At 70.2% G+C, this 19,209-nt stretch carries 19 protein-coding genes; 10 read left to right on the forward strand and 9 right to left on the reverse strand.

What is annotated here, in order from left to right:
• Positions 1-502, forward strand: a 502-nt coding sequence (locus VN520_RS38540) for a zinc-binding dehydrogenase (RefSeq protein WP_325751610.1), incomplete at its 5' end; no start/stop codon positions are given.
• Positions 503-570: 68 nt separating this feature from the next.
• Here VN520_RS38540 and VN520_RS38545 read toward each other — a convergent pair.
• Positions 571-1,857 (reverse strand): SGNH/GDSL hydrolase family protein, encoded by a 1,287-nt coding sequence (locus tag VN520_RS38545; RefSeq protein WP_325751611.1) that lies wholly within the window; start codon positions 1,855-1,857, stop codon positions 571-573.
• A 487-nt stretch (positions 1,858-2,344) separates the two neighbouring features.
• A complete protein-coding gene (locus tag VN520_RS38550) occupies positions 2,345-3,793 on the reverse strand; it encodes a serine/threonine-protein kinase (protein ID WP_325751612.1) in 1,449 nt (482 codons plus the stop codon).
• Positions 3,794-4,173: 380 nt separating this feature from the next.
• Here VN520_RS38550 and ctaD point away from each other — a divergent pair, with 380 nt between their 5' ends.
• From ctaD to VN520_RS38575, 5 genes are all read left to right on the forward strand, one after another.
• Complete coding sequence (ctaD, locus tag VN520_RS38555) at positions 4,174-5,907, forward strand: cytochrome c oxidase subunit I (RefSeq protein WP_414720082.1); 1,734 nt, start codon at positions 4,174-4,176, stop codon at positions 5,905-5,907.
• 193 nt (positions 5,908-6,100) lie between these two features.
• Positions 6,101-7,636 (forward strand): FAD-dependent oxidoreductase, encoded by a 1,536-nt coding sequence (locus tag VN520_RS38560; protein WP_325751613.1) that lies wholly within the window; start codon positions 6,101-6,103, stop codon positions 7,634-7,636.
• 641 nt (positions 7,637-8,277) lie between these two features.
• Positions 8,278-8,514 (forward strand): hypothetical protein, encoded by a 237-nt coding sequence (locus VN520_RS38565; protein ID WP_325751614.1) that lies wholly within the window; start codon positions 8,278-8,280, stop codon positions 8,512-8,514.
• Between the two features lie 272 nt (positions 8,515-8,786).
• A complete protein-coding gene (locus VN520_RS38570; protein WP_325751615.1) occupies positions 8,787-9,620 on the forward strand; it encodes a TRADD-N-associated membrane domain-containing protein in 834 nt (277 codons plus the stop codon).
• A gap of 1,080 nt (positions 9,621-10,700) precedes the next feature.
• Positions 10,701-11,135 (forward strand): hypothetical protein, encoded by a 435-nt coding sequence (locus tag VN520_RS38575; protein WP_325751616.1) that lies wholly within the window; start codon positions 10,701-10,703, stop codon positions 11,133-11,135.
• A 430-nt stretch (positions 11,136-11,565) separates the two neighbouring features.
• Here VN520_RS38575 and VN520_RS38580 read toward each other — a convergent pair whose 3' ends face one another.
• From VN520_RS38580 to VN520_RS38595, 4 genes are all read right to left on the reverse strand, one after another.
• Positions 11,566-11,940 (reverse strand): hypothetical protein, encoded by a 375-nt coding sequence (locus tag VN520_RS38580; protein ID WP_325751617.1) that lies wholly within the window; start codon positions 11,938-11,940, stop codon positions 11,566-11,568.
• Between the two features lie 824 nt (positions 11,941-12,764).
• Entirely contained in the window at positions 12,765-13,469 is a 705-nt protein-coding gene (locus tag VN520_RS38585; RefSeq protein ID WP_325751628.1) for a cytochrome c oxidase assembly protein, read from the reverse strand.
• Positions 13,463-13,807 carry a cytochrome c oxidase assembly protein gene (locus VN520_RS38590; RefSeq protein ID WP_325751618.1) on the reverse strand — a complete coding sequence of 115 codons (345 nt, stop codon included), beginning with the start codon at positions 13,805-13,807 and terminating at the stop codon, positions 13,463-13,465. Before VN520_RS38590 ends, VN520_RS38585 begins: the two co-directional genes overlap by 7 nt.
• On the reverse strand, positions 13,804-14,292 hold the full coding sequence (locus VN520_RS38595; protein ID WP_325751619.1) for a DUF2243 domain-containing protein: 489 nt from the start codon (positions 14,290-14,292) through the stop codon (positions 13,804-13,806). The genes VN520_RS38590 and VN520_RS38595 overlap by 4 nt, the downstream gene beginning before the upstream one ends.
• 167 nt (positions 14,293-14,459) lie before the next feature.
• On the opposite strand from VN520_RS38595, the gene VN520_RS38600 reads away from it, so the two are divergent.
• Genes VN520_RS38600 through VN520_RS38610 form a run of 3 tightly spaced genes read left to right on the forward strand, consistent with a single transcriptional unit; the run spans position 14,460 to position 15,581 of the window.
• A complete protein-coding gene (locus VN520_RS38600) occupies positions 14,460-14,993 on the forward strand; it encodes a hypothetical protein (protein ID WP_325751620.1) in 534 nt (177 codons plus the stop codon).
• A gap of 16 nt (positions 14,994-15,009) precedes the next feature.
• Positions 15,010-15,333, forward strand: coding sequence for a hypothetical protein (locus VN520_RS38605; RefSeq protein ID WP_325751621.1), 324 nt, complete (start codon positions 15,010-15,012; stop codon positions 15,331-15,333).
• A complete protein-coding gene (locus VN520_RS38610; protein WP_325751622.1) occupies positions 15,330-15,581 on the forward strand; it encodes a hypothetical protein in 252 nt (83 codons plus the stop codon). Before VN520_RS38605 ends, VN520_RS38610 begins: the two co-directional genes overlap by 4 nt.
• 27 nt (positions 15,582-15,608) lie before the next feature.
• On the opposite strand, the gene VN520_RS38615 is transcribed toward VN520_RS38610, so the two are convergent.
• Positions 15,609-16,313, reverse strand: coding sequence for a phosphodiesterase (locus VN520_RS38615; RefSeq protein WP_325751623.1), 705 nt, complete (start codon positions 16,311-16,313; stop codon positions 15,609-15,611).
• A gap of 163 nt (positions 16,314-16,476) precedes the next feature.
• On the opposite strand from VN520_RS38615, the gene VN520_RS38620 reads away from it, so the two are divergent.
• Positions 16,477-17,316 (forward strand): MBL fold metallo-hydrolase, encoded by an 840-nt coding sequence (locus VN520_RS38620; protein ID WP_325751624.1) that lies wholly within the window; start codon positions 16,477-16,479, stop codon positions 17,314-17,316.
• Between the two features lie 138 nt (positions 17,317-17,454).
• Here the strand turns inward: VN520_RS38620 and VN520_RS38625 are convergent, their stop codons facing one another.
• Both VN520_RS38625 and VN520_RS38630 read right to left on the reverse strand, forming a co-directional pair.
• Positions 17,455-18,630 (reverse strand): zinc-dependent alcohol dehydrogenase, encoded by a 1,176-nt coding sequence (locus VN520_RS38625; protein ID WP_325751625.1) that lies wholly within the window; start codon positions 18,628-18,630, stop codon positions 17,455-17,457.
• A complete protein-coding gene (locus tag VN520_RS38630) occupies positions 18,627-19,091 on the reverse strand; it encodes a hypothetical protein (RefSeq protein ID WP_325751626.1) in 465 nt (154 codons plus the stop codon). Before VN520_RS38630 ends, VN520_RS38625 begins: the two co-directional genes overlap by 4 nt.
• Between the last annotated feature and the right edge of the window lie 118 nt (positions 19,092-19,209).

A 19,209-nucleotide genomic window follows, 5' to 3' on the forward strand; every position in this document is an offset into this window, starting at 1 on the left:
CGGGGCCGGCCCGATCGGCTCCCTCGTCGTGGCCGCCGCCCGGTACCGCGGAGCGGGCACCGTCATCGCCGCCGACCTGACGGCGCCCGCCCTCGCCGTGGCCCGTGCCATGGGCGCCGACGAAACCCGTGATCTGGCACGCGGCGACGTCCTGCCGCAGGACATCGACGTGGTCTTCGAGGCATCCGGAGCCCCGGCCGCCCTGGGCCCCGTGCTGCGGGCCACCGCGCGGGGAGGCACGCTCGTGCAGGTCGGCAACCTGCCCGGAGCGGCCGCACCGGCGGTCCTCGGCGACCTGGTGACCCGTGAGATCACGTGGATCGGGTCGTACCGCTTCGTCGAGGAGATGGACGACGCCCTGTTCGCCCTGCAGGAGGGGCTGGACCTGGGTCCGCTGATCACCCACCGCTTCCCGCTGGCACGCGCGGAGGAGGCGCTGGCGGTCGCCGCCGACCCGGCCGGGGGCAGCAGCAAGGTCATGCTGCGCCTTTCCGACGGGTGAGGGACCGCCCGCGCCCACAGGCCCGGGCTGCTGCTCACCTCGTACGTCGCCCACAGCGCTCAGCAGGGTCAGCGGCGCTGCGTCCGGGTGCGGGGCGAGTCCTCGGGCGCCGACCGGGCGAGCAGCATGCCCAGGTCGACGGCATCGGCCATCGCCCGGGTACCCGCGTCGTCGGGGTGCAGTCCGTCCCCGCTGTCGTAGACGGGGTCCATCGTCAGCGGGTCACCGGCCGATGCCGTGGCCGACGCGAAGTCGACCACTCCGTCGAACGCGCCGGAGTACCGGATCCAGTCGTTGACCGTGCTCCAGGTGGCCTGGCGTTCCGGGGTCCACACGAACGATCCGCGGAAGGGCAGCAGTGTCCCGCCGTACACCGCGACCCCCCGGGCGTGGACCTTCCCGATGAACGTCCGGTACCCGGCGATGATGTCCTCGGCGGACGCGCCGAACCCGATGTCGTTGATGCCCTCCTGCAGGATGACGGCCCTGACACCGCTCTGGCCGAGCGCGTCGCGCTCCACCCGCGAGATCCCTGACGGGCCGTAGTAGGGCTCTCCGTCCCGCTCGGCGATGAGGCGGTTTCCGCCCAGGCCCGCGTTGACCACCGACAGGGTGTGCCCCGCCCGGTCCTGCAGCCTGCGGGCGAGGTGGTCCGGATAGCGCTGGTTGGCGTTGCCGGTGGTGCTCGCGGTGTCGGTGATGGAGTCGCCGAACGTCACCACGGCGCCTGCCGTACGGGCACTCCCGCGGACATCGACGCCGCTCACCAGCATCCAGCAAGGGGTGTCCGCGTACCGGGCGCCCGAGGTGTCGAGGGCCGCGTCCCCGGCGGCGAGATAATTGCCCTGAGCGGTGAAGGGGTGGTTCGTCACCGGGCCCGTGGCCTCGTCCACGTGCACGCTGACCAGGAGGCTGGACAGAGCCCGCACACGCATCGGCAGGGGGTCGCTGAAGAGGTCCTCACCGGCCGTGATCGTGGTACCCCTGCGGCCGTCGAAGGTCAGGGTGCGCAGCGTGCCCGGAACGGCCGCGGCCCCGGACTGCTGGAGAGCGACGGTGACACGGTCCACGCTCACCGGCCGCGTACCGAAGGTGTTGGCGAGCCGGACCCGGACGTTGTCACCGCCGGCGCTGACGAAAAGCACATTGCGGACGGTCCGGTCCTCCAGACCCGACCCGGCTGGGCAGCTGTTGCCGGGGATCGGGGTGCCGGCCACCTGACTCGCCCCCCAGGCGGCGGCCCACTTCCCGCCGGCGCCGTGGGCAGAGGCAGGCGGTACCTGGGTGACGGCCAGGGCGACGGCGCTCACCGCTGCGATGCACAGACGTGTGGCGGCGGAAGGGCGTGGGCGCATCGGCGTACTCCTTCGTGTGGTGCGACGACGGCGGCGCCCAGCGCCATCTCTGCGATCTCCGGCAACGTTGTCGACATATGAACGGGCTGCCGTGACGATGAGACCGGGCCCCGCGTGCGGGCACAAGTGGTGTTCGAGTCAGTCGGTGTCCGGCGCCGGGCCGTCGTCCATGCCTCCGCCGCCGACGGGGCGGAGGCGGAAGCCTGCGCTCCTCCAGCCGGCCGGTCTCCGGCCCGCCTGCGGTGTCCGGCGCCGGGGTGCGGGTGCGCCTGCGAGGCGGGTGGTTCGAAACGATCGTGGTGTGCCCCGTCGGCGCGGCCGCCACATGCGCCGTCCTGGGCCGCCGGTGCGTGAGGACGGACTGGCGGTTCCAGCACCTGTGTGACTCGGGGCCCGGTCCCTGCGGCCCCGCCCGCCGGGGCAGGCCATGGCGAACCTGTCCGTGCGAGGGGTACAGCCGTTGCAGGCCGCGCAGACCGCTGGGACCTCAGTGACGCGGGGCCGTCCTGCCGGGCTTCTTCTGCTGCTGGTCCTTTTCTGTCTTCTCGGCCTTTTCTGTCTTCTTGGCCTGGCCGGGTGGCAGAGGCCGGGGTGCGGCCGTCGTGCCACCCTGCGTTGTTGTCGGGGTTGTGGCTGGGGTCGTGGCTGGGGGCGTGGCTGCGGCTGCAGAGGTGGCCGGGTCGCGCGGTGCGGTGTGTGCCGCCTCGGGCGCTGAGCTGTACGCGCCTGCGTCTTCGGGCACCGCGCCGACGGAGGTGCCGGGACCGGAGGACGGAGCCGCCGATGGTGCCCTGGCGGTCTTCTGCCCTGAGCCCGCAGAACGTTCCGGCTCCACGGCGGGAGCGCCGGTGGCCCTGGTGGTGTCCCGGCCGTTGTCCTGAGGTGCGGAGCTGCCGGTCACGGTGAGGACGGTTGTCGTGACGGCGGCGAGTGCGACGGTGGCACCGGCCATGAGGGTGCGCCCGCGCGCGGACGTGGTCCGGGCAGCGGGCGGTTTTCCACCGAGCATCGGATTCGTGTGCGTGTCCTCGGCCGTCCGCGAAGGCTCTTGGCCCGCGACGAGGCTCGTGACATGCGCCGACGGTCCGGGTGTGCCGAGGGCTTCGCCGGCCGTTGCCGCCAGGGTGCGCGCGCAGTCGCGGGCTGTCGGGCGGTCCTGTTCGTCGAGGGCTGTCATGTCCCGCAGCAGGATGCTCAGTCGGTCCGGCAGCCCGTGAGGCAGGACCGGCGGCCGGTGCAGTCGTGCGATCGCGGCTTCAAGGGGGCCGCCGTCGTACTCGAGCCTGCCTGTGAGGCATTCGAGGAGGACCAGGCCGAGGGCATAGATGTCGGAGGGCCGGCCGACGGGGCGGCCGAGGACCTGTTCGGGGGAGAGATAGGCGGCGGTGCCGATGAGCGTGCCGGTGGCGGTGTGGGTGGTGGCGTCCAGCAGCCGGGAGATGCCGAAGTCGGCCAGATGGGGGTGGTGGGCAGCATCCAGCAGGATGTTCGACGGCTTGACGTCCCGGTGGACGACTCCTGCTTCGTGTGCGTGCGCCAACGCGTGTGCGAGGCCGGCGCCGAGTGCGGCGGTCGCCTCGGGGGACAACGGGCCCTGGGTGATGCGGTTCTTCAGCGTGCTGCCTTCGATCAGCTGCATGACCAGAAAGGCACGTCCGTCGTGCTGCCCGGCGTCGTAGGCGGTGACCAGGCCGGGGTGGTGCAACCGGGCCAGGATCACTGCTTCGCTGTGCAAGCTCTCCTCGATGTCGATGTCGATGCCGGCGTCGGGCCGGAAGACCTTGACCGCCACCGGTCGTCTCAACCGGAGGTCGAAACCCCGGTGGACGTCCGCAGCACCGCCGCTGCCGAGGAATTCGTCCAGACGGTACCGGCCGTTCAGCACCTCGGCGGAACACCGGGAAGCTGTGGCCTGAGCAAAGTCAAGAAGCCGCATTCCCTCTCCCACTGCATCGAAGGGCCTGTGCCCATGGCGAGCCGTGACCGACGCGCCACGGGACGCGGGTACCCGCGAGGAGCGGAAGTACCCCCACGTTCTCGCAGGCAGCGGCACCACGGGCCGACGCGGACGCTCCGAGGAAGCGCAGCCGGCCGCCGGGGCGGCGGCGAGGGCGGTGCCGCCGTGTGTTCGGTCCTCGTCCGGGCGGCGAGACGCACGGCGGGCGCGACCGGCCGGTACATCACCCGAACGCGCAGGTGGCATAAGCGCGCGCAACCGTACCGGTGCCGGTAAACAGGAAGCCTCATCTGCCGGCGGTTCCCGGGCACGTGTGGCGTGCTGGTACTGCTGTTCGTTGCCGTGGGGGGAGCCCTAGCGTGACCGTATCCACCACCGAACCACCTACCTTGGTGCCTGTTGAAGGCAGAGGTCCGGGCAGCGTCGTCATCAGCTGGCTGACCACGACGGATCACAAGAAGATCGGTCACCTGTATCTGGGTGCGTCGTTCTTCTTCTTCATCGTCGGTGGCGCGCTGGCGCTGCTGCTGCGTGCGGAGCTGGCCCGCCCCGGGCTGCAGATCCTGTCGAGCGAGCAGTACAACCAGACTTTCACGCTGCACGGCACGATCATGCTGCTGCTTTTCGCGACCCCGACGTTCGCCGGCTTCGCGAACGCGATCATGCCGCTGCAGATCGGCGCTCCCGACGTGGCCTTCCCACGGCTGAACATGCTGTCGTTCTGGCTGTTCCTCTTCGGCGGGCTGATCGTCCTCGGCAGCCTGCTGACCACGCAGGGCACAGCCGACTTCGGCTGGACCGCCTACACGCCCCTCAGCGGCGGCGAGCGCACCCCGTACGTCGGCGGCGACATGTGGATCATGGGCCTGGCGCTGGCCGGGTTCGGCACCATTCTCGGCGCGGTCAACTTCATCACCACGATCATCTGCATGCGTGGCCCGGGAATGACCATGTTCCGGATGCCGATCTTCACCTGGAACATCCTTCTGACCTCGGTGCTGGTCCTGCTGGCCTTCCCCGTGCTGGCCGCGGCGCTGCTGGTGCTGGAGGCCGACCGGCGCTTCGGCGCCGAAGTGTTCAACCCCGAGAACGGCGGCGCGCTTCTGTGGCAGCACCTCTTCTGGTTCTTCGGGCATCCCGAGGTCTACATCATCGCCCTGCCGTTCTTCGGCATCATCACGGAGATCCTGCCGGTCTTCTCCCGTAAGCCGGTCTTCGGTTACGTGGGCCTGGTCGGCGCCACCATCGCGATCTCAGGCCTGTCCGTGACCGTGTGGGCGCACCACATGTTCGCCACCGGAGCGGTGCTGCTGCCGTTCTTCTCCTTCATGACCTTCCTCATCGCCGTACCCACCGGAGTGAAGTTCTTCAACTGGATCGGCACCATGTGGAAGGGCTCGATGTCCTTCGAGACACCGATGCTCTGGTCGATCGGCTTCCTCGTGACGTTCCTCTTCGGCGGACTGACCGGCATCATCCTGGCTTCACCGCCCCTGGACTTCCACGTGACCGACAGCTACTTCGTCGTGGCCCACTTCCACTACGTCGTCTTCGGCACGGTCGTCTTCGCCACATTCGCCGGATTCCATTTCTGGTGGCCCAAGATGACCGGCACGATGCTCGACGAACGCCTCGGCAAGATCCACTTCTGGACCCTGTTCATCGGCTTCCACACCACCTTCCTCGTCATGCACTGGCTCGGCGCCGAAGGAATGCCCCGCCGCTACGCCGACTATCTCGCCGCGGACGGCTTCACCGCCCTGAACACCCTGTCCTCCATCGGTGCCTTCCTCCTGGGGGCGTCCACCCTTCCGTTCCTCTACAACGTGTGGAAAACCGCCAGGACCGGAGAGCGCATCGACGTCGACGACCCCTGGGGCTACGGCCGCTCCCTCGAGTGGGCAACCTCCTGCCCGCCTCCGCGGCACAACTTCGTCACCCTGCCCAGGGTGCGCTCGGAATCGCCGGCTTTCGACCTGCACTACCCGGCTGTCGCGAAGCTGGACGAGGGCAGGCAAGCAGGCCGACGTGACGTCTTCGAGCCTGACGAAGGAGTCGCACATCCCTTGGGGAAGGACCGCGACGACAGATGAGGTCCGCGACGCCGGGGTGACGTCCTGGAACCCGGTCCGGAACGCAGGAACCCTGGAGTCCCACCCGGTGAGCCGATGACACCCCAGCCCCGGACGCCGGGGTGGTACCGGCCGGCTGGGGAAAGTCAGGGCCGCCCAGGGGAAGATCCGGTCCACCATGTCTCCTTTCGGCCGCTGAGGGAACACGTGGTCCATGACCACACGAGATGCTGCACTGCCCGGCATGGCCGAGTCCTACTGGATGGCCACGGCACCGGGCAACCAGTGGCCGGTACTGGACACCGACACGAGGGCGGACGTCCTCGTGATCGGGGCAGGCATGGCCGGCCTGAGTACCGCCTGGGAACTGACCCGCGCCGGACGGAGCGTGGTGGTGCTGGAGGCGGACCGTGTCGCCGCCGGGGTGACCGGCTACACGACGGCGAAACTCACCGCGGCCCATTCCCTCGTGTACGAACGACTGCGCCGCACACGCGGGAAGGAAGGCGCACGCCGGTACGCCCACTCCCAGCAAGCAGCGGTGAAGCGGGTCGCCTCGGTGGCGGCGGAACTGGGCATCGACTGCGACTTCGAGCGGTCGTCGGCTCTGACCTTCACCACCGACCCGCAAGAACGCGCCACGTTCGAAGCAGAAGCGGAGGCAGCCGCGGAAGCAGGGCTCGACGCCGGCTTCGTGACGGAGACGGACCTGCCCTTCCCCGTGGCCGCAGCGGTGCACGTCACACACCAGGCGCAGTTCCACCCGCGCAAGTACCTTCTGGCCCTGGCTGACGACATCACCGCACGAGGCGGTGTCATCCACGAGCGGACCCGCGTCACCGGCCTCGCCGAGGGGACCCCGTGCCGTGTGACGACCGAGCGGGGTGCGACGATCACGGCGAAGGACGTCGTGGTCGCCACGCACTACCCGGTCTTCGACCGGGCACTCCACTTCGCCCGGCTGTCACCGCGCCGCGAACTGGTCGTCGCCGCTCCTGTCCCCGCCACCGAAGCACCGGAGCACATGTACGTCACGAACGACATGGGGAAGCGATCGGTGCGCACCGCGCCGCTCGACGAAGGCCGACGGCTGCTCATCGTCACAGGTGAGAGCTTCACACCCGGTACGGGTGACAGCCACGAGCGGTTCCTGCGGCTGGACGCGTGGATGCATGAGCATTTCCCGGTCGGCGACACGGCATACCGGTGGGCCGCCCAGGACAACGAGGTGAGTGACGGTGTGCCCCTGGTCGGCCCCTTCCACCCGGGGGCGCGCCATGTGTACGTGGCGACCGGATTCGGCGGCTGGGGCATGAGCGGGGGTGCCATGGCCGGTCAGCTGCTGGCATCGACACTCACCGGTACGAAACCCGAATGGGCGGAGCTGTACGACCCGCGTCGTCTGTGGAGCACGGTCCGGGAGGGCGCGACGCTGCTGAAACAGCAGGCGGAGGTCGCCCGGCACTTCGTGGGTGACAGGCTGAAGACCACGCACGTCGACTCAGTGACCGAGATCGCCCCCGGTTCGGGCGCGGTCGTCCGGGTCGAGGGACGGCGCTGCGCCGTCTATCGCGATGAGGAAGGGGCGGCCCACGCCGTGTCGGCGCGCTGCACACACCTCGGCTGCCTGGTCGCCTTCAACGAGGCGGAAACCGTGTGGGAGTGCCCCTGCCACGGTTCGCGGTTCGGCATCGACGGCGAGGTCCTGCAAGGCCCGGCCCTGCGCCCGCTTCCGCCACGCAAGGTCTGACCGGGGGGCCAGCGGCGGGGGTCACCCGGAACGACGGATCTGAAGCGTGCCCGGGAGAGATTCCCCGCAGCTGACGGGGGACCGGGGCTGTGAACGGCCCTGGGACCGGTCCGGCGGCCGGGCAGTGCGCCAGGGGCCAGGCCGACCCATGGGAGCCGGCTTCTGACCAGCGGATCGAGGTCCGTGCTCACGTCTGCGAGAACGCCCCCAGGAACGCCTCCCGAGCCTGGTGGCCTCGAGCACTTCGTCGCCCGGACGAAGGCCGGCAACGGCGAGGGGCCGGGAGATGATCCGGCTTCTGCCGGCGCTCCGGTCTGGCCGCAGACGCCGGGGTCTTCCAAGGCCGTTCCACCTGAACCAGTGGCTTCGCCCCCAGCAAGGGGCGTGCCCACCGTAAACACCCGGCCTTCCGGTTCCGGTGCCTCAGGCGCGTCACTCGCGCCCACGGTGGCCTGGTGTTTCGGCGGACCGGTACGTCGCGGCTCGGCCGAAACGGCCGGGGGCCAGGACGGACCCGGAGAAGGAGCAGGGAGGCGAGGGACCCCCCGACCGGGTGACGTGAGGGTGATTCCGCCTCGGTGATCAGCGGTGTGGCTCTACCGTGCGTCCGCACCCTGTACTTCGCACAGAGGAATGACCTCATGACGACAGCTCCGGACCAGCAGCCTCCCCCGGCCGGGATGCCTCCGATCATCATCAACAACAACGTGGCGGCGTCCTCGTCCGCTTCGGCGTCGGCGGTCGCCGGCGGCTTCGGCGTTCGGCGCCGACGTCAGTCGTTCTGGGCCCACTTCTGGTTGTTCATGTTCACGATGGGGATCGGGAACGTCTTCTACGCGATGAGCGTGAGCCGATGGAACCGGGATCGGGGCCTGTAGCGCCGGACCGGAAGCAGTGCCGAGGCTCCTCCCGCGCCCAGGTGCGGGAGGAGCCTCGCGCGTTGGCCGGACAGTGTGCTGGGACCGCACGTGCTTCCGTGTGAAATGGGCTGAACAGCTGGCGTCTCCCGTGCGGTACCGGCATTCTCGTGATCCATGCCGACCACCACTGATCCCGACCGCCCGGAGCCACAACAGCGGAGTCGGTTCTTGGGACGAGCACCTCAGGGCCTCCTCGCCCCAGCCTCGTGACCACAGGTGTTCTTGCAGTCGTGTTCGCCTGGGACTGGATATTCCAGCAGGTGAACCTCACCTCTTGGGGGGCGTTCGGGTCGTTTCTCAGTACCGTTGCGGTTGCTCTTACGACGATCGCTGTCAGCCAGAAGCTGGTTTCGATCGGAGACCGCGAGCGGGCAACGGTCAACCGAAGCCGAGAGCGCCTGAATCGCGCCGAGGGAGAGCTGGAGCAAGCCCTTCGCGGCATGCCCGCGGGAAGTCACCGGGCCGCCGTCGCAGCCGAAACCGGTGAGAGACACGCAGCGAATGGCCGCACTGTGCCGTTGCCCGACGTCCGGACCGAGCCGCTCCCGGACGCAGATCCCGCGGGTGCAGGCGACGGCCTGCCCCGGCCGCAAGGTGCCCTTGCTCTGGCTGAGTTGTGGACGACTACTCACGCACGGCTCACGCTGTACCACGACATCGCCACGAGCCAGGCCAAGGTCTCCTTTCGCAACGCCCAGGTCGCGATGGGGGCCGGGTTCGCCCTCCTGATCCTCTTCGTCCTGCTGGCGCTGAACGCGAGCACGACGGCGGGTGCCATCGTCGCCGGCGGACTGGGGGCGGTCTCCGCGGCTCTCTCGGGCTTCGTCGCCAAGACGTTCATCCGCTCGCAGGAGGCAGCGGCAACTCACCTGCGGTCGTATTTCGATCAGCCGCTGGAGCTGTCGCGGTACCTGGCTGCCGAACGCCTGATTGCCGATGGCGGTCTGACTCAGGAGCAGCGCGGCGAGGTGCTGTCGGCTCTTGTGCAGGCCATGGTGGCTGCTCCTGCGCCGCCGCCGTCTCCGGTGGTCGTGGCGTCCATGCCCGGCCAGCGGAGTCCTTGACCGTGGGCGGCTTGTGGAGGGCCGAGCGGCGTGGGCGTCCGCCCGGCCCGATCTCACGCACTGGACGCGCAGGAAGGCGCAGCCGGCAGGTGAAGCGGTGAGCCCGTGCGGGTGCGTGGTTCCCTTGGTAAGGGCACGGCCCCCAGCAGCAGGCGGCGTACCTGCCGGCGGGCCCGCTCCTGATGCACCGGTGTGAACTGACTGGCGGCTGCCGGAACTGCGGCAGATCTCGCGATGCCCGGCCGCGTCGAGGATCAACTCGACGCCCCCGTCGGCGGGTGTGGTCGACCGGAACGGTGTGCGCGTCGACGAAGCGTGCGAAGTGCGCCAAGGGTCTGGTTGCACGGTCGGCGTCCACGAAGACCGGCAGCGCCTCCAGTTGGCTGCGGAAATGGCTGTCGCTCATGGGGCGGGCGGCCTGCCGGCGGCCCGATCGGGCCGCCGGGGACGAGCATCAGGTTTACGCAGGCACGACGGACGCCGCCGATTCGCGGCTGGTGCGGGACGTCGGCCGGCAGCAGCCTCAGGATCCAGGACGGCCGGAGCATCCTGGGAAGTTCCGCTGCGCGCAGGCGCACCTCGTCGATGTCCTCGCCGGTGATGCCTCAGCGGCCCGTCCTTCGCGCTGCCGGACGCGAACGGGCACCCGGGGGTGTGGACGAGCGGGGGAGGGGTGCGTCCCCCCAGGGGGAGGTGTGCGCGCCCCCCGAAGGGGCCATATACGCGGCTGCCTGTCCCGTGACAACGTACACACGTCGCAGAGCTTGATTCCCGGCACCGGAGGTCGACCGAGCCAATGGTCACCGGCCCGGGAACACCCGTTCGCTCCGCGGGCCCCGGATATGGAAGCGAGGCCCGCGAGATGTCCGATGAACTCATCTCCGAACGCAGCTGAGCGTCTTCCGCTCGTAGTGCCCACGGCTGGAGGCGCCCCGAGCAGCTGCCGCACCGACCAGAACGGCGGAAGGGAAGAACCCCATGGAACGCCGGCTCAGCAGATCGGCCATTGCTGCCCTCGCAGCCCTGCTCTCAGTCCCCTTGTGGGCCGGAACGGCATCAGCCGCTCCTCCGATCACGTGTGTGGGGCAACAGCTCACCACCTACAGCCCCGGGCTGAAACAGCTCGTCCCGCAGACCGTCACTTACACGTCGACCGGTTCCTACGGCTCCTGCCCGGTGAACGACGGTGTCACCGCAGTGACCTACAGCGAGGGCAGTACCGTCCCCGACGCCACGTGCATCGCGTTCCCGAGCACTGCAACCGCCACGCTGGTCTGGCACCTCGTCAACGGCAGTACACAGCAGTCCACCGTGCAGGTCACGGGCATCGACATCAGCGCCGCAGGGCTGACCCAGGTCTACACATCCGTAGGCACGGTGCAAAGCGGCCGCTACGCCGGTCATCTCGTCAACGTCACCGTCGCCATCATTCCGGATCTGACCAACCTCACCCCCTGCCTCACTTCGGCAGGGCTGACGCAGCTGGACGGCGTGAGCACTCTCGCCATCGTCTGACCGGCCACCCCGCCGGTGAGACGGCTTTGGAAGCGACGCGGCTCCGCCCGGTCCGAACTCCCGCACAAGCGGCCGTGGACGGGTGCGTGAGGACAAGAGCTTGCAGACAGTACTCCAGTGGCAGGCAGGCAGGACGGTACGGGTACGCACACCCTGACCGCGCGGTCTGCCGGCCTGCCCGTGAGCGCGGCCCCGCGCGTGGACCCCGGGCCTTCCGGTTCCGTGCGGGGCCCTGCGCCTCTCCACCCCGAGCCCGGCCCAGGGGACCGGCGCCCGTGGCCGAACGCTCCTGGCGCATGCGGCGAAGCCCTTCCAGGGTGGTCCGCCCTTCGCTCCCACCACAGAGGCCTGGTGACGGTGGCCGACGAGTTGTCGTCCCGGCCCCTCATCGACAGCGGAAAGGCATCCGCCGGGGCGGGCGCCCTCTCGCCTACGCAGCCTGACCCCAGGCCGGTGCACCTATGCGGTCACAGCACCGGTGTGTGCAGCGGCGGGGCCGCCGGTCGAAACTCCCCGGATTCTCCCCAGGGCTGATCGGGGTGGTCACCCGGCTCCATGGCCTCCATCCCGGTCCGTGGATCTCCAGGGAACCGCGCCGTACGGACCCCTTGCTGAGCAGCCGGCCCAGACGGAACACAGCAGTCGCCGTCAGCAGGAGATCCTGTGCGACCGGGCGCTCCGGGAGCTTCGTCTTCCGCACGGCGACCACTGCATCCCAGGCCACCGTGTACGCGCCGAAGGCGACAACGGCCCCGAGATGCCCGCCGAGGTGGCGCTCTTCCTGCGGCGCATAGACCCTGCTCATCCGCCGAAAGGCTTTTCCGACCTTGTGCAGGCGGGTGCCTTCCTCGCTCGCGTGACGATCCACAGCAGCAACCTCCATTGAATGGTGTTGATGGTTGAACCCGCGTAAACACCTGGCGTCCCGCCTCGTCGTGAGAAGCGGCGTTCGCGTCTATCGCTTCCGGGTGGGATTGCCGTACCCCGCAAACGGTCGGTTGTAGACGTGCCGAGGAAAGGGACAGCGGGTCGCGCAGAGCCCCGCACCCGACAGGTACCGACCGGTGTCCGCCCCGCCGAGGAATGCGCGGGGCGGGCCGGACGACGTGTGCGGGGCGATTCTCTCCCTGCGGTTGGGGCACCGCTCGAACCGCCTGCGGAAACACCCGGCGAAGCGAGCCAGGGCGGCGCGCACTCCGGACGGTCCGTGCCCCGGCTGATCCCGCCGGGCACGGCCTCGCTGACAGTACGCGTTCCAGCGTCCGCTGCCCGGCTCCACGAGCGGACACGACCGGCGATATCCGGCATGTGGGTCATGAGCCCCATGTAACCGTTCACCGATAGGGGAAACGATCTGGCAGCCACCCTTCGCGGACCACGCTGCCGCAGGCGACGGTTCACGAGCCGAACCGCCGGAGCGCAGCGATCCAAAGGACGGACAGTGAAGAAAGTGGCTTTGAACAGGCGGACCCCCCCCTGCATGTGCGGTCGTCCCACAGTGAATAACAGCGATCGACGGCGAACGAGACCGGCACTGTTGACGGAGAGAGCTCGATCCCGCTCACGGACGGGCCGCCGGCTCCCGCACGACACGAAGGGCAGACCGTCCCTTGGTCATCGCGGGCGGCATCACAGCTGACGGCGCATCACCGACGGCGTCGGCGACTGGCGAGTGCCCCCTGCCGCCGTACCGTTTCCCTTTGCCAGTCCGTCTTCATGACGCTCGCGGAACCGAACGTCCTGCCCTTCAGCCTGCCGACCGTCATAGGCGTGTCGTGCTGTGCCGGCACGGCCTCGGTACCGGTCGGTGGCACGGACAGCCGTTCCCGGCCCGCCCGCTGCGCCGGTCGCCGCTCGTGGTCTGCGGCCCGCATCCGCCCGGCGCCGCCGTTGCGTCTGGACGCGGCCGGTGAACTGGTACCAGGAGGTGGCGAGCACAGTCGCGATCGCGGCTTCCACCAGGTCACCGCCGTAATACATGACCTGGCTACCGGTGTGCAGGTCGGCGGTGCGGAAGGCGGTGCCGGGCGGCGGCGCTGCGTACAGGGATTTGGCGAGCACGGCGTGCGCGGCGCCGGCGGCCAGCAGGGTCGTTCCGCGCAGGGGCAGACCCCAGCGGCGGCGCACCGGGTCGAGCCGGCACACGGCGAAGGTGAGCAGCAACCCGGCGGCCAGGACGTGCGCGTGCACCACGGTATGGAGCAGGGGCCGTTGCTGCATGGCTGAGAACAGTTCTGTTCGGTACAGCAGCCACAGTCCTCCGACATCGAGCAGAGCCGCCAGCGGCGGGAAGGTCAGCCAGCCGGCGGGACGTGAGTGCGCAAGGGTCAGCAGAACCCGGCGGGCGACGCCGGGGACAGGATGCGCAGCGTCAGAGTGAGGGGGCGGGCCAGGACGATCAGCAGCGGGGCCGTCATGCCGACGATCAGGTGCTGTGTCATGTGGGCGGTGAAAGGCCCGCCCGGTGCCGGGCCCACCGCCGCCCAGGCCACAGCGGCGCTCCCGGCGGTGAAGGGCGCCCCGCGCCACCGGGACCAGATGTCTCCCCGGCGCCGCAGACGTCCTGCGGCCAGCGCGTAGGCGCCTGCCGCCAGCAGCGCGGCCACCGCGATGACCGGTTCGACCAGGCCATAGCCCGTGACCGAGTGGAGGTGGGCCTGCGCTGGTGTCACGACGGCTCGGTCCGCCCGGAACGGGCCGCGCGGATGGCCAGAACCGAGCCGATCAGGAGCAGGACCGCAGCGGCGAGGTTCCAGGCCCAGTCGTAGGGGGTGATGTCCACGCCGTAGCGGATCTGGTGAAGGCGCAGCAGTTTGTGATCCACGACTCCGTCGAAGAGCTGGAAGATGCCGAGGCCGAGGAAGAAGCCGGCCCACGCGTGGGCCGGGGCCAGAGCGCGGCGACGTCGCAGATCCGCGTAGAGGAAGAACCCGACGACCAGAGCCAGGAGCTCGGCGGTGTGGAGCAAGCCGTCCGACATCAGACCCACGCTGGTGGTGGAGCGGTCATAGAAGTGGTGCCAGCCCAGAATCTGGTGGAAGACGATTTCGTCGACCGCAGCCATCACGGCCACCCCGATCACGCCGCACACCACCATCGACCTGCGCGACTCGGGCCACGACTGGCGAACAGGGTGCCGGTGGACCGGTGCACGCATAAGGGGGCTGCCTTCCTGAGACGAATTCCGCCTGCCACGGGTACGCCTACCCCCGCGCACGGCGACGAGCCCACCGACGGCAGCATCCGGGTGGACCGCCAGGCGACCGGGCGTCGGCGTGCGCGACCGCATGCGTCAAAGCCGCGGTTCTGGGTACTCTGCGGGACATGATCAAGCGCGCACTGTGGCAAGGTTTGATCGCGGGCACCGCCGGCGGTGTCGTGATGACTCTCGGCGAAAAACTCGAGCAAGCCGTCACCGGACGGCCCGACTCCCACGTGCCCGCGCGGGTGCTCCAGCGCCTGACCGGTATGCCCGAACATCCCGGAAAGCAGCCTCTCCCGGTCAACTGGGCCATGCACTTCGGTCAGGCCGCCCTCCTGGGCGTGCTGCGCTCCGTCATGGCGCATGCCGGACTGCGCGGTCCGGTCGCCTCGGCGAAGTTCGCCGTCGTGCGCCTCACCAACGACCAGATCCTCGAAAACGCCACGGGAGTCGGTGCCCCGCCTTCCACGTGGCCTCGCGGGGAGCTCGTCATCGACGTGCTGCACAAGGCCGTCTACGCCTTCGCTACCGGAGCCGTCGCCGACGCGCTTGCCGCACGCGGCGGTCCGGGACCCGGGCAGCGCCACGCCGCCGTCCGCCCCGGCCGCCACCCCGATGTCGGGCCCCTGCCCCGAAGGAACGCCTACGGCCGGTGAAACGGAGGAGAGGGCGGTGAAGGAGATGCTGTCGGAACTGGACGACGGCGACAGCGACGTCCCGCCGTTCCTGCCCCGGCTGCTGAAGCTGCGCACGAGTGCTCAAGAGCACGCACGTGCCGAGGAACGCCAAGAGCTTGTCCGCATCCGCCGCCACAGCAGCGACGCGGCCGTATCCCGGCGTCGGGTCGGGCCAGGCGAGCACGGCTTTCGGGCCCGTCACGGCACTGATGAACCGCACCAGGGGACGCCGTCCGCAAGGCCATGGGCAAGGACGGCTGGACCGCGCCGCGACGGCGGCTCAAAAGCGGAGAACCGAGAGCAGGAAGGGAACACATGATGATCGACGAGGCTCTGGTCCGCGAGCTGCTGGACGCGGCGGACGACGACTCCGCCCTGGTCCTTCTGGAGGGCCGTGCCCGAGTGGCCGGCCAGGCCGCCCTCCACGGCGACGATCTCCGCGGTGCGGTGGTGGTGCTGACACGGGCGGAGCTCGTGGACCGGCTGGGCACCGCATACCCCACCCCGCAGGACCTGACCCTGATGGTGACCTCGCTGGACGACGCGGTCGGCAAACTCGGCGGCTGAGGCACCCGGCCCCGGCACGGCCGGGGCTCAGCCGGGGGACCCCGCGTGCCGTCCGGCGCGGGAGCCCGCGTAGGCGGCGACACGCAGTGTGCGCAGGCGGTCCACGGGGTGGAGGTCGGGCAGCAGGTTGCGGTAGGGGTCGAACGCCTCGTCGTCCTGGGACCGTGCGGCGGGATCCTCGCCGAGCAGGGTCAGCCGGGCCAGGGGCCGCCAGGCCGCGCCCGTCCCGATGCAGAGCCTGAATGCGAGGGACCGCACGGCGGTGGCGGCTCCCACCGCGACCGGGTCGGTGGGAATCCGCGGGGTCCCGGGTTCCGGGAACACGGCCAGTAGCCCACGTCGTCCGCCGATGACGTACGGCAGGAGCGTGGAGTACGGGCCGGCGGTGGCGGACGTGCGGGGAAGCGGCACGTGGCGAGACCAGCGGCCCCGGCCGCTGGTCGTCAGGAGCAGGTCCAGGGGACGGCCAGGTCCACCGGCGTCCGCCACCCTCAGCGCCAGCCCCGCCCCGTCCGGCAGGGGCCGGGGGAGCCCGGCGGCGCGCGACCAGCGAGCCGTCACCGCGTACGAACCGGAGGTGTCCAGCCACGGCACGTCCCAGCCCGTCGCTCGCGCGGGCACCTCGATGCGGCCCGCCACGATCACCCCATCAGGGTGCAGAGCCGGTCGGCTGCCGCGCCGACGGGCTGCTGCACCGGCAGCGCGGAAGGCGAGACGATCGAGACGGTTCATCCAGCTGTCCGTTCCTGGTGCCGACGACGGTGCGGGCGGCCCTGCCCTACGGAAGCGAGTGCCCGTTCGCGTCGGTTTATCACGTTCAGGAGCCCGCCCGGGTGTGGAGCGCTGGAAACCGGGTTACCCCTCTACCGGAGGACGCCGTACGAGAGGAGCACCCATGACGTCGTCAGGAGATACGCCGGTGCAGGTCCAGTTCGTCGGCAACGCCACCCTGCTGCTGCGCTACGGACCGCTGACCCTGCTCACCGACCCGAACTTCCTGCACCGCGGGCAGCACGCCCACCTGGGTTACGGACTGCTGACGAGACGGCTCAAGGAACCGGCGCTCACCGTCGACCAGCTCCCCGACCTCGACGCCGTCGTCCTGTCCCACCTGCACGGCGATCACTGGGACCGGGTGGCCCGCAGGAACCTCGACCGTGCCCTGCCCATCCTCACCACCCCGCAGGCGGCACGGGTCCTGCGGTCCCTCCAGGGCTTCCGCCGCGCCGCGGGGCTGCGCGACTGGGAGCACCGCACCCTCGTCAAGGACGGCCACCAGGTGCGCCTGATCGCTATGCCCGGCCGTCACGCCCTCGGCCTCATGCGCGGCCTGCTGCCGCGAGTCATGGGAAGCATGCTCGAGTTCGGCCCTGCGGGCGGACCGGTGCGGCTGCGCGTCTACGTCTCCGGCGACACGCTCCTCTTCGACGGAGTCGACGAGATCTCCCGCCGCTACCCGGACACGGACGTGGCGGTCGTGCACCTGGGCGGCACGCAGTTGCCGGGCGGCCTGGTGGTCACCATGGACGGGCAGCAGGGTGCGGAACTCGTCCGGCGACTGGGCCCGCGGTTCGCGCTTCCTGTGCACTACGACGACTACAGCGTGATGAAGTCGCCGCTGAGCGCGTTCTTGGACGAGATGGACCGGCGCGGCCTCGGGGAGCTGGTCGTGCACTGTGGCCGCGGCCAGATCGCGACCCTCACGCCGGACGGCCCGAAGGTCCACGTGGCCTGACCCGCCCGGCCCCGGCGGGAGAGGTCAGCGCCTGGGCCGACGGTGCAGGACGTCCTGGCCGAACCCCCGTCCGTCACCCTCCACGGCTCGCGGGACGGGGGCGGGAAGGCTGCCGCTTCCCGCCCCCGTCCCGGCCCCTCAGTGTCCGGGCCGGATGACCGCGCGGACGCAGCCGTCGGACTTGTGCTTGAACATGTCGTACGCGGTGGGCGCCTCGTCCAGAGTGACGCTGTGCGTCGCCAGATGGGACGTGCTCAGCTCCCCGGCGGCGATACGGTCCAGCAGCATGGGGATGTAGCGCTGGCCGTGCATCTGGGCGCCCCGCAGGGTCAGCCCCTTGTTGATCACCGCGCCGAGTGGGAACTTGTCGACGGCGCCGGCGAAGACGCCGAGCACGAAGACCGTGCCGCCCTTGCGGCAGGCGTGGACGGCCTGCCGGACGGCGGTGGGGCGGTCCGTCTGGAGCCGCAGTTGCTGTTTGACCTGGTCGTAGAGGTGCATCGGGCCGTCGCTGTGCGCCTCCATGCCGACCGCCTCGATGCACACGTCCGGGCCACGGCCGCCGGTGCGCTCCCGCAGTTCAGCCCCGACGTCGGTGCTCGTGTAGTCGATGACCTCACTGCCGACGAACCGTTCCGTCATCTCCAGCCGCTCGGGGATCCGGTCGATGGAGATGACCCGCTCCGCTCCGAGCAGGATCGCGGCGCGGGCCGCCATCTGCCCCACGGCGCCGCACCCCCACACGGCGACCACGTCACCGGGCTTCACCCCGCCCAGGTCCGCACCCATCCAGCCCGTCGGCACGGAGTCGGACACGAACAGTGCGCTCGCGTCGTCGACGCCTTCGGGGATGGTGAACGCGCCGTAGTCCGCGAACGGGACGCGCACGTACTCGGCGTGGCTCCCGCGCAGCCCGCCCATGGCGTGCGAGTAGCCGAAGATGCCGCCGGTGTCGGCGCCGAAGAGAGCCTGGCCGATCCCGGGGTTGGTGTTGGTGTTGTCGCACAGGGACCACAGGTCGTGGGTGCAGTACCAGCAGCGCCCACAGCCGACGAACGAGCAGACGACCACCCGGTCGCCCACCGAGTGCCGCCGCACTGCGGACCCGACCTCGACGATCTCACCGACGAACTCGTGGCCGATCACGTCACCGGCCCGCATGAACGGGATGTAGCCGCCGATGAGGTGGAGATCCGATCCGCAGGTGGTGCCCGCGACCAGTCGGACGATCACATCCTGGTCGTTGCGTAGGATCGGGTCGGGCACCTGCTCGACGGAGAGCTTGTTGACGCCTTCCCAGCACAGGGCCTTCACAGCACTCCCTCCCCACCTGCGCGCCGGCTCAGCAAGCCGATCAGCTTCCCGCCAGGTGTGTCATGGGTGGTGGGCGGCGCATCCGCCCGCATGATCTCGCCGGTCTCCAGCAGTGCCTTGGCCTCGCGCAGGGCCAGGCGCAGGTCCTGTCGCGGATCGTCACCGGAGATCCGGGCGATGACGGAGTGGGTGCCCTCGGGCTGCGGCTCCCTGAACCGGACGGCGATCTCGGTACCGCGGTCGCCGGGCGCCGGGGTGATCCGCGTCTCGATCCGGTCACCGAAGTCCTGCAGGGGCGCCGGCAGCTTGCCGGGCTGGACCTCATCGGGGTCGCACTGGACCGTCACCACCAGCCAGCGGTCCTGGCCGGCGGGCTCCGTGTCGCGTGCGGTCAGGCGGCGCAGGACGAGGGCCCCGGTGGCAAGTCCTGCGGCGGCGAACAGCATCTTCCTGGCGGGCATGGCCTCACACCCCCGGGGTGCTCGTGCGGCGACGGGTCAGCGCGGCACCCAACGTGATCATGCCGATGCCGAGGGCGAAGTGCAGCCAGTCATCGGCCGTGTTGAGCGGCACGAAGTT

The sequence above is a fragment of the Streptomyces sp. genome, assembly GCF_035563135.1.
Lineage (GTDB): Bacteria > Actinomycetota > Actinomycetes > Streptomycetales > Streptomycetaceae > Streptomyces.

Excerpts from the sequence above, each read along its gene's own strand:
- VN520_RS38560 (WP_325751613.1), top strand. The coding sequence starts at position 6,101 with ATGACCACACGAGATGCTGCACTGCCCGGCATGGCCGAGTCCTACTGG.
- VN520_RS38610 (WP_325751622.1), top strand. The coding sequence starts at position 15,330 with ATGATGATCGACGAGGCTCTGGTCCGCGAGCTGCTGGACGCGGCGGAC.
- VN520_RS38545 (WP_325751611.1), bottom strand. The coding sequence starts at position 1,857 with ATGCGCCCACGCCCTTCCGCCGCCACACGTCTGTGCATCGCAGCGGTG.
- VN520_RS38615 (WP_325751623.1), bottom strand. The coding sequence starts at position 16,313 with ATGAACCGTCTCGATCGTCTCGCCTTCCGCGCTGCCGGTGCAGCAGCC.
- VN520_RS38580 (WP_325751617.1), bottom strand. The coding sequence starts at position 11,940 with ATGAGCAGGGTCTATGCGCCGCAGGAAGAGCGCCACCTCGGCGGGCAT.
- VN520_RS38630 (WP_325751626.1), bottom strand. The coding sequence starts at position 19,091 with ATGCCCGCCAGGAAGATGCTGTTCGCCGCCGCAGGACTTGCCACCGGG.
- VN520_RS38600 (WP_325751620.1), top strand. The coding sequence starts at position 14,460 with ATGATCAAGCGCGCACTGTGGCAAGGTTTGATCGCGGGCACCGCCGGC.
- VN520_RS38595 (WP_325751619.1), bottom strand. The coding sequence starts at position 14,292 with ATGCGTGCACCGGTCCACCGGCACCCTGTTCGCCAGTCGTGGCCCGAG.
- VN520_RS38550 (WP_325751612.1), bottom strand. The coding sequence starts at position 3,793 with ATGCGGCTTCTTGACTTTGCTCAGGCCACAGCTTCCCGGTGTTCCGCC.
- VN520_RS38565 (WP_325751614.1), top strand. The coding sequence starts at position 8,278 with ATGACGACAGCTCCGGACCAGCAGCCTCCCCCGGCCGGGATGCCTCCG.
- VN520_RS38620 (WP_325751624.1), top strand. The coding sequence starts at position 16,477 with ATGACGTCGTCAGGAGATACGCCGGTGCAGGTCCAGTTCGTCGGCAAC.